The sequence below is a fragment of the Bradyrhizobium sp. genome (assembly GCF_049691595.1).
In the GTDB taxonomy this organism is placed as follows: Bacteria; Pseudomonadota; Alphaproteobacteria; order Rhizobiales; family Xanthobacteraceae; genus Bradyrhizobium.
In genome coordinates this window covers 1-8667 of record NZ_JBAVNZ010000345.1, presented here as the reverse complement: position 1 = coordinate 8667, position 8667 = coordinate 1, and the positions used below count along the sequence as shown (strand labels likewise).

7 protein-coding genes and 1 pseudogene are annotated in these 8667 nt (G+C 65.4%); 3 read left to right on the top strand and 5 right to left on the bottom strand.

Annotated elements, in window-relative coordinates; all coding sequences use genetic code 11:
* Together putA and WCE35_RS15365 are read left to right on the top strand one after the other, a co-directional pair.
* A partial coding sequence (gene putA / locus WCE35_RS15370; protein WP_424594194.1) for a bifunctional proline dehydrogenase/L-glutamate gamma-semialdehyde dehydrogenase PutA occupies positions 1-1321 on the top strand: 1321 nt, incomplete at its 5' end.
* 287 nt (positions 1322-1608) lie between these two features.
* On the top strand, positions 1609-2814 hold the full coding sequence (locus tag WCE35_RS15365) for a CaiB/BaiF CoA transferase family protein (protein WP_424594193.1): 1206 nt from the start codon (positions 1609-1611) through the stop codon (positions 2812-2814).
* A gap of 59 nt (positions 2815-2873) precedes the next feature.
* Here the strand turns inward: WCE35_RS15365 and WCE35_RS15360 are convergent, their stop codons facing one another.
* The 3 genes from WCE35_RS15360 to WCE35_RS15350 form a co-directional block, all read right to left on the bottom strand.
* Entirely contained in the window at positions 2874-3041 is a 168-nt protein-coding gene (locus tag WCE35_RS15360; protein ID WP_424594192.1) for a hypothetical protein, read from the bottom strand.
* A gap of 13 nt (positions 3042-3054) precedes the next feature.
* On the bottom strand, positions 3055-4464 hold the full coding sequence (locus tag WCE35_RS15355; RefSeq protein WP_424594191.1) for an MFS transporter: 1410 nt from the start codon (positions 4462-4464) through the stop codon (positions 3055-3057).
* A gap of 97 nt (positions 4465-4561) precedes the next feature.
* Positions 4562-5797 carry a flavin-dependent oxidoreductase gene (locus WCE35_RS15350; protein WP_424594190.1) on the bottom strand — a complete coding sequence of 412 codons (1236 nt, stop codon included), beginning with the start codon at positions 5795-5797 and terminating at the stop codon, positions 4562-4564.
* Between the two features lie 429 nt (positions 5798-6226).
* Between WCE35_RS15350 and WCE35_RS15345 the strand changes: the two genes are divergently transcribed.
* The gene (locus tag WCE35_RS15345; protein WP_424594189.1) at positions 6227-6706 is read left to right on the top strand and encodes a Crp/Fnr family transcriptional regulator; all 480 of its coding nucleotides are present in this window, start codon (positions 6227-6229) and stop codon (positions 6704-6706) included.
* 21 nt (positions 6707-6727) lie between these two features.
* On the opposite strand, the gene WCE35_RS15340 is transcribed toward WCE35_RS15345, so the two are convergent.
* Positions 6728-8272: a hypothetical protein gene (locus WCE35_RS15340; RefSeq protein WP_424594188.1), complete on the bottom strand. Its 1545-nt coding sequence runs from the start codon at positions 8270-8272 to the stop codon at positions 6728-6730.
* A gap of 197 nt (positions 8273-8469) precedes the next feature.
* Positions 8470-8667, bottom strand: a pseudogene (locus WCE35_RS15335) (hypothetical protein); the annotation flags it as partial.

Below are 8667 nucleotides of genomic sequence, written 5' to 3'. Positions count from 1 at the left end.
GTTCAAGGACTGGAGCCGCGCGCCGGCGCAAACCCGCGCGGATATTCTGGGAAAGGCCGCCGACCTGCTGGAGCAGCGGTCCGCGCATTTCATCGCGCGCTTGCAGCGCGAGGGCGGCAAGACGCTCGATGATTCGCTCGCGGAAGTGCGCGAGGCCGCCGACTTCTGTCGTTATTACGCGGCGCAGGGCAAAAGACTGTTCGGCGAAAGCGAGGCGATGCCGGGGCCGACCGGCGAGAGCAATGTACTCAGCCTGCGCGGCCGTGGCGCCTTCGTCGCGATATCGCCGTGGAATTTTCCGCTGGCGATTTTTCTGGGCCAGGTTGCGGCGGCGCTGATGGCCGGCAATGCCGTGGTCGCAAAGCCCGCCGAGCAGACGCCCCTGATCGCAGCCGAAGCGGTGCGCCTGCTGCATGAGGCCGGCGTGCCGGCTTCAGCGCTGCATCTGGTTCAGGGCGATGGCCGGATCGGCGCCGATCTGGTGGCGCATGCCGATATCGCGGGCGTCGTCTTCACCGGCTCGACCGAGGTTGCGCGTTCGATCAATCGCGCCCTTGCCGCCAAGGACGGGCCGATCGTGCCGCTGATCGCCGAGACCGGCGGCATCAACGCCATGATCGTCGATGCCACCGCTTTGCCCGAGCAGGTCGCCGACGACGTCGTGGCGTCCGCGTTCCGCTCTGCCGGCCAGCGCTGCTCGGCGCTGCGGCTATTATTCGTTCAGGACGAGGTCGCCGACCGCATGATCGAGATGATCGCGGGCGCGGCGCGCGAACTGCGGATCGGCGACCCCTCCGACCCCGCCACCCATATCGGCCCGGTGATCGACGCCGAGGCAAAGCAGCGGCTGGGCACCCATATCGCGCGGATGAAGAAGGGCGCACGCGTCCACTTCGCGGGCGAGGCGCCACCGGGCAACTTCGTCGCGCCGCATATTTTCGAACTGTCCGACGCCGGCCAACTGACGGAAGAAGTGTTCGGCCCGGTTTTGCATGTGGTGCGTTACCCCGCCGACCAGCTCGATTGCGTGCTGCGATCGATCGAGCGCTCGGGCTACGGGCTGACGCTCGGCATCCATTCGCGGATCGACGACATGATCGAGGACGTGATCGGCCGGCTTGAGGTCGGCAACATCTACGTCAACCGCAACATGATCGGCGCCGTGGTCGGCGTGCAGCCGTTCGGCGGCCATGGCCTGTCGGGCACCGGACCCAAGGCCGGCGGCCCGCATTATCTGGCGCGATTTGCCACCGAACAGACGGTGACGGTCAACACGGCAGCGGCCGGCGGCAATGCCGCGCTGATGTCGGGCGGGGAGTAGTTGTTTCACCCTCCCCTGGAGGGGGAGGGTCGGCTCACATTGAGCGCAGCGAAATGTGAGCCGGGGTGGGGTGATCTCTCAACTCGGGCACCGATCGAGGGAGAGACTGTCACCCCACCCCGCCGCTCATTTCATTCGCGTCGACCCTCCCCCTCCAGGGGAGGGTAAGAAAGTGCCGTTGCATCCCCAACCCAACATGGGTCAAATGGCGTTTGATCCGGATCGTCAACAGCGATTTCAAGCACGCGCGAAACAAAACCAACGAACGTCACGGGAGCTATGCCATCATGGAAAAGGGCATTTTTGACGGCCTCAAGGTGCTGGACTGCGCGAGTTTCATCGCGGCGCCCGCGGCCGCCACCGTGCTGTCGGATTTCGGCGCCGACGTGATCAAGATCGAGCCGCCGGGATCGGGCGATCCCTACCGCAACCTGCCGCATCTGCCGGGCTATCCCCACAGCGAGCACAATTTCGCGTGGATGCTGGAATCCCGCAACAAGAAGAGTCTGGCGCTCGACCTCGCAAAACCCGAGGCGCAGGCGGTGCTGCATCGCCTCGTCGCCGAGGCGGATGTCTTCATCACCAATTTCCCGCCGGCGGTGCGCGGCCGGCTCGGCCTGACCTATGAGACGCTTGCCCCGCTCAACGAGCGGCTGATCTATGCCTCCTTCACCGGCTATGGCGAAAAGGGCGAGGAAGCCAACAAGCCCGGCTTCGACAGCAACGCCTATTGGGCGCGCTCGGGGCTGATGGACCTGGTGCGTGCCGATGAAAACACCACGCCCGCGCGCTCGGTCGCCGGCATGGGCGACCACCCCTGCGCGATGGCGTTTTACGGCGCGATCGTCACTGCACTGTTCAGGCGCGAGCGCACCGGCAAGGGTTCGCATGTCTCCACCAATCTGATGGCCAACGGCATCTGGGCCAACGGCGTGCTGGCGCAGGCCACGCTATGCGGCGCGAAATTCCAGCCGCGGCGCCCGCGCGAAGCGGCGCTGAACGCGGTGACCAACCATTACAAATGCCGGGACGGGCGCTGGATCATCCTGTCGCTGCTGAACGAGGAGCGGCAATGGCCGGCGTTTGCCCGCTGCATCGGCCGCGAGGATTTTATCGCCGACGAACGCTTTGCCAGCAAGGCCGGCCGCCACGCGCGCTCGATCGAGCTGATCAGGATTCTCGACGACATCTTCGCCACCAAGGATCTCGCCGAATGGCGCAAGATCCTGGACGGCAACGGCCTCGTGTTCGGCGTGATCGGCATCCTCGACGACATTCCGCACGATCGGCAGATGATCGAGAACGAGGTGCTGGTGCGGTTCGAGAACGACACCATGCTGACCGTCAACAGCCCGATCTTCATCGACGGAGCCAGGAAGGTCCAGCCACGAAAACCGCCCGAGCTCGGCGAGCACAGCGACGAGGTGTTGCGGCAGGCAGGCTATGATGAGGCCGCGATCGGCAAGCTGCGGGCCTCCGGCGCGGTGGCGTAACCCCGCGTCCTCACACAGGCTCGGCTTCGTCGCGCCTAGGCCAAAACCAATCGCCGCGCTCAGCGGCGGAGCCAGGCCCAGCCGATCGTGAAAGCGATGACGCCGACGATGACCGCGAGCGCGATCGCCCAGCCGCTGACGCGGATGGCGCCGACGGCTCGCCGCACGGCCTCGTTGTGCGCGATCTCGCGGTCGCGCCGCTTGTCGTCCTCTTCGGAAGAGCTCATCGGAGGTCTCCGCTCAGGGTGTGGCCGGGGTCGCCGGCTCAAGCGCCGTTTCGAACGATGACGGCTGGTCGGCCGCGCCTTTGCCACCGCTCATGCCGGCGAGCCGGCTCAGCGAAAATGCCGCCAGCGCCGCGCACAGGGCCGCGGTCGCCGCCGCCAGGAAGACCGATCCCGTGCTCCATTTCGCGGTCAACAGCGCGCCGCCGACCAAAGGACCTATGATCGAGCCGACCCGGCCGATGCCGAGCGCCCAGCCGACGCCGGTAGCCCGCACCGCGGTCGGATAGAAGGTCGCGGCCAGCGCGTTGGCGGCGATCTGGCCACCGACGATGCAGAACCCGGCGGCGAAAATCGCCATGGTAACGAACGCGACGGAATGGCTGAGCTGGCCGATGGCGCCGACCGCGAACACGGCCGCGAAATACACCAGCGCCAGCGCGCGGAAGGAGAAGCGGTCGATGATGCTGCCGAGCGCAAAGGTCCCGACCACGCCGCCAACCTGCAGCATCGAGCCGATCGCCGCCGCCGCCGACACCGAGGCGCCGAGATCGTTGAGCACGGTCGGCAGCCAGTTCGACAGGAAATAGAGATCGAGCAGGCTCATGAAGAACACGATCCACAGCAGCAGCGTGGGCAGCGTCCGGCCCTCCCGGAACAGATGCCGCACCGGAATGCCGGCGAGAACCGGTTCGTGCACCACGAATTGCGTACCGGCCGCAGGCACGGCCTTCGGATTGATGTACCCCAGCAATTCGGCGACGCGCGCATGCGCGCGGCGGTTAAGCGCGAGGAAGCGCACCGATTCGGGCAGCCGCCACACCAGGATCGGCGCCAGCAACAGCGGCGCGACGCCGCCGACAACGAACACCGAACGCCAGCCGAATTGCGGGATCAGCGCCGCCGCGAGCAGGCCGCCGAGCGCGGCACCGACCGAAAAGCCGCAGAACATGATCATCACCATGGTGGCGCGGCGGCGATGCGGACTGAATTCGGATGTCATCGCCACCGCGTTCGGCATCGCGCCGCCAAGGCCAAGCCCGGTGAGAAAGCGAACCGCGAGCAGCGTGTTGACGTCGTCAATGAAAGCCGTGGCCAGCGTGCCGAGGCCGAACGCCAGGGTCGAGAGGATGATGATGTTCTTGCGCCCGACCCGGTCCGCCAGCGGCCCGAAAATCAGCGCGCCGATCATCAGCCCGAACAGTCCGGCGCTGAACACCGGGCCGAGCGCGGCGCGGGTCAGGTTCCATTCCCTGGCCAGTGCCGGCGCCACATAGCCGATCGCCTGGGTATCGAACCCGTCGAGAAACAACACCGCCGCGCAGATCAAAAGCAATTTGATCTGGAAGCCGCCGACCGGCTGCTGATCGATGAAGCCGGCGACATCGACCGGCGACGCCTCCTCTTGCGCCTGAGAAACCGCCATGATCGTCCCCTCCCCGAAATGCCGGGCCGCGGTTCTTGCCGACCGCGTTGGCCCAGCCTAACGCGAAATCAACCGGTGCGGCAGGCTTTTCGACCGGCTACCCGCGCAGCGCGTCCGTCGAATAGCCGGCAATCCGCTTGTAGCCTTCGGAGAGGCCGACAAGTTCCTCGCGGCTGATGACGTCCTCGATCGCACGGAACGGCTGATCTTTCGTGCGCTGAAACACCTCGCGCAGGATCGCGTCCGGCGGGTTGGTGCGGTTGGTGAGCACGACGCGCGTGGTGGCCTCCAGACGTTGCTTTTCGTAGGCCGCGAGCGCCGCGACGGAATCGTTGTTTTCGAGCAGCGCTGTTGTCAGCGCGCGGGCATCGAGGATCGCTTGTCCCGCACCGTTGGAGCCGCGCGGCACCATCGGATGCGCGGCGTCGCCGAGCAGCGTCACCCGGCCAAAACTCCAGCGCGGCAGCGGGTCCTGATCGACCATCGGGAATTCCAGCACATGATCGGCGGCGCGAATGAAGGCGGGCACGTCGAGCCAGTCGAAATGCCAGTCGGCGAACGCCTCGATGAAATCGTCGAGCGAACCGGCCCGGTTCCAGTCGCGCTTGCGGTAGTTTTGCGTTTCGATCTCGGCGACCCAGTTGATGAGCTGCAACCCATCGGCGCCGGCGGCCCGGATCGGGTAAATCACCATCTTGCCGTGCGACAGCCAGCCGGCCCGCACCATGCTGGCGCCGGACAAGATCGGTTGCCATCGCGTCACCCCGCGCCACATGTTGACGCCGGAATAGCGCGGCTCGCCTTCGTCCGGAAAGAACTGCCTGCGAACGGCGGAGTTGATGCCGTCGCAGGCGATCGCGACGCGGCCGCGCACGGTGGTGCGGTTGGCGCCACCCGGACCATCCGAGAACGTCACGGTGACGCCCGCCGCATCCTGCTCGACGCCGACGCAATGCCGGTTGGTCAGCAACCGATTCGCGCCGGCGCGGGAACGAAAAGCGTCAAGCAATATCATCTGCAGGTCGCCGCGATGGATGGAGAATTGCGGATGCGCGTACCCGGCCAGCCGCCCAAGCGGCTCCTGATAGATCAACTGGCCGAAGCGGTTGAAGAAGGTCGCGTCCGCGGTTGCGATCGCAACCTTCGCCAGCGCCGGTTCGAGGCCAAGCGCGGCAAGCGCCTTGGTCGCATGTGGCAGCAGGTTGATGCCGACGCCGACCGCCCTGATCTCGGCGGCGGATTCAAGGATGCGGCAGGGAATGTTGGCCTGGTGCAGCGCCAGAGCGAGCGTCAACCCGCCGATGCCGGCGCCGACGATGATGACCTCGTCCATGCTTGCTTCCCGCGAAATCGTCCGCGATGAGACACGACTAGCAAGCCCACTGTCAATCTGGCCGCCCGCGCAATGCCTGATCCAGCGGGTGAAATCTGACGCCTGGTGCCCACTCCGATACGCAAAATGAATCAGACATGAACGTTGGCTAAAGCCTGGAACGTCGGATCGAAACCTTCGGTTACGAGCCCGGGTTACTCCCGGCTCCGGACATATCGCTGCGCCGCGCTAACCGACGCGATGTGCCAGCGGCGGTCGAGGACCGCGCGGACTAAGTCCGGCCAGCCCTACAGACCCTTCAGCGCAATGCTCAGGCCGGTCCGCCCGCTCGATCGGCAGCCCGACAGCCCCGCGCAACGATTTATCGTGGATACTTCCCGTCGGGCTTGGCCCGCTTGCCGCCGCCGGGAGCGGGAGTATATTAGGTCGATGGCTGTCAGCTCGCCGGATCTAAAAGCGTTCTTGCTCGCCACACCTTTCTTCGGTGGCCTCTCCGACGCAAGCCTCGATCTCTTGGTCTCAATGCTGGTCGAGCGCCGCTTCGGCGTCGGTGCCACTGTCGTAGCGGAAGGAGAACCGGGGCGCTCGATGTTCATCGTTCACTCCGGCGAGCTCGTGGTGAACAAGCTCGGGGATTCGCGGCGCATAATTCGCATGGCGGGTCTCGGGCCTGGTGATTTTTTCGGCGAAATGACGCTCATCGAAATGCAGAACCGGTCAGCCACCGTCGTCGCGGAGAGCCCAACCGTCCTGTACGAGCTCACGGCCCAAAAGCTTTACATGTACTACAAGGCCGACATCTACGCGTACGTGATGGTGATGCAGAATATCAACCGCGAGCTTTGTCGGCGGCTCCGCCGCGCCGACAATCGGATTGCCGAGCTGCAGATGCTTCACGCAAGTCAATAACGCAGATTCGCGTGCGCCATACTAGCGATCCTTGACGAAGCACATGCCCATCCGCGAGGTTTTTCCGGCAACCTGGCAGGCCAGTCCGTTGGCGCAGGTCCATGAACGAAAACTCGGATCGTTGTCGGCCTGCTTTGGGCTCTGCCGGTAACAACGCGCGCCCCAGCCATTGTAATACCCGGTTCCCGCAAGTTCGCGCATCAATTCCGGCCGGGCGCGCAACTGCGGGCGTTCGGAAAATCCGCGCGAATAGTCAGGACGGCTGCCCGAGCTCAGCGAGCCCAGAATGTCGCGGCGGCGGATCTGGTCGCCGAAGAAATGCGGGGACGCCGGCACGACGGTCTCATTGGAAGGTTTTGCTGCCATCCAGTCGACGCCGGGGAAATGAAAACCGCCGATGCCGCGGGTCTGGTGACAGCCGGAGCAGGTGACGTCGTTCAGCCGGCGCTGGAAGCCGGCGACCGAGCGGATGTTGCGCGGCGTCACGCCGTTGTCCGCGGCCTGCTTCAGCGCGGCGACGACGTCGCTTTCACCGAACACGGGGTTGGCCGTGCCCTCGCCCTGCAGCAGGCCGAACGCCGGCTGCAGCTCCGAGCGATCAAACCCGGCCGGCGTGGCCGCGATCGCACCCCTCGCCAGAAATCGTTCCGGTATCAGAATCGTGCCGCGATCGAATTCATTGAAATGTCTGATATCGAGCAGCCACGCCTTGAAGTCGCGCGCGAGGTTTTCGTCTGCCAGAATCCGGTCGCGGTCGATCTGGTTTTCCAGCGGGGCTTCCTCGAACAACTGCGCCTGCGCATTGAAGCGAAACACCTTCAACAAATAATCGGTGCGGAAATCGCGAACGGGTGATTTCGGCGCGTGCGCGATCTGGAGATTGGTTTCAATCTGCTTGACATCGACGGGTTCGATAAATTCGAGCGGCCCGCCGGCTGACACCAGCCGGGTTGCGAGCTCTGCGCCGGTCTGCGGCCATTGCGCCATGGCGAGCCAGCGGCGCGCAATGTCCTTGCAGGTGAGCGCGATGCCGCCGGGGGCCGACGCTTTCGCGCCCTTCGCCCTCAACACCAGGTTCAGCGTCATCGGCAACCGGGGCGAGAGCGCATTCTCGCCGACCGAAGGTTCGCCCAGCCGCGTGAGGCGGTAGATCAGGCGGATCTCGCCGCAGGTCTCGGGCGACACATAGGCGCGGTCCATCCGGTTGACGATTCCCGCCAGCACGAAGCGTGTGCCCGAAGAATAGAGCAGCGAGCGATCGAACATCTGCCAGTCGAAGGCGGTGCCGACGCCGATGGCTTCGTTCGCGAGTCTTGCCTTGTGGTTTCCCATATAGCGATCGAATTCATTGTCGAGCGCCCGGCGCATCTGCGCCATCGACGGCAGTGCGAATAGTTCGTCATTGAGTATGGGGGCTCCGGCCGATTGAGCCGGCGCGACGAACCCACGCAAGCCGAATCCTGCCCGGTCGAGCCCGCGCGCCGGATGCTCGCCGAGGTCAAGTTCACGCAACGCCAGTGGATCGGTAATCGCGGCCCCGCGCTCCAGCGCGGCGGCTCGGGCCACGCGCTCCGGCGAAATGCCGCCTAGCAGAATGAAAACCGCAACAACCAATCGCAACGCGAGGAGCCCATTTGCTGACAAGACGCCGCGCCTCGGCGAGCAGCGTTTTCCGGTCGGGAGAACCTAGCCGATAGGCGGACACCCTGTCTCGCAGCGAGCCGGAATTAGCCGGGCGATCGCTTCACGTCGCGGTGAAGCGATCAGTTGGGTCGACGCGCGACGATCAGGCCCTTGCTGGTCACGACCACCCAGCGGCCGTCCTGCTTGCGGATGGCGTCGACGCGGCCGAGGCCCGGGATGGGATCGCCGGCATAGACCTCGTAGATGCCGCTGCGGCCTTCGATCAGCGCGCCACCATTGCCGATGTTACGCAGCACCCAGCCTTCCACCGTCGGCAG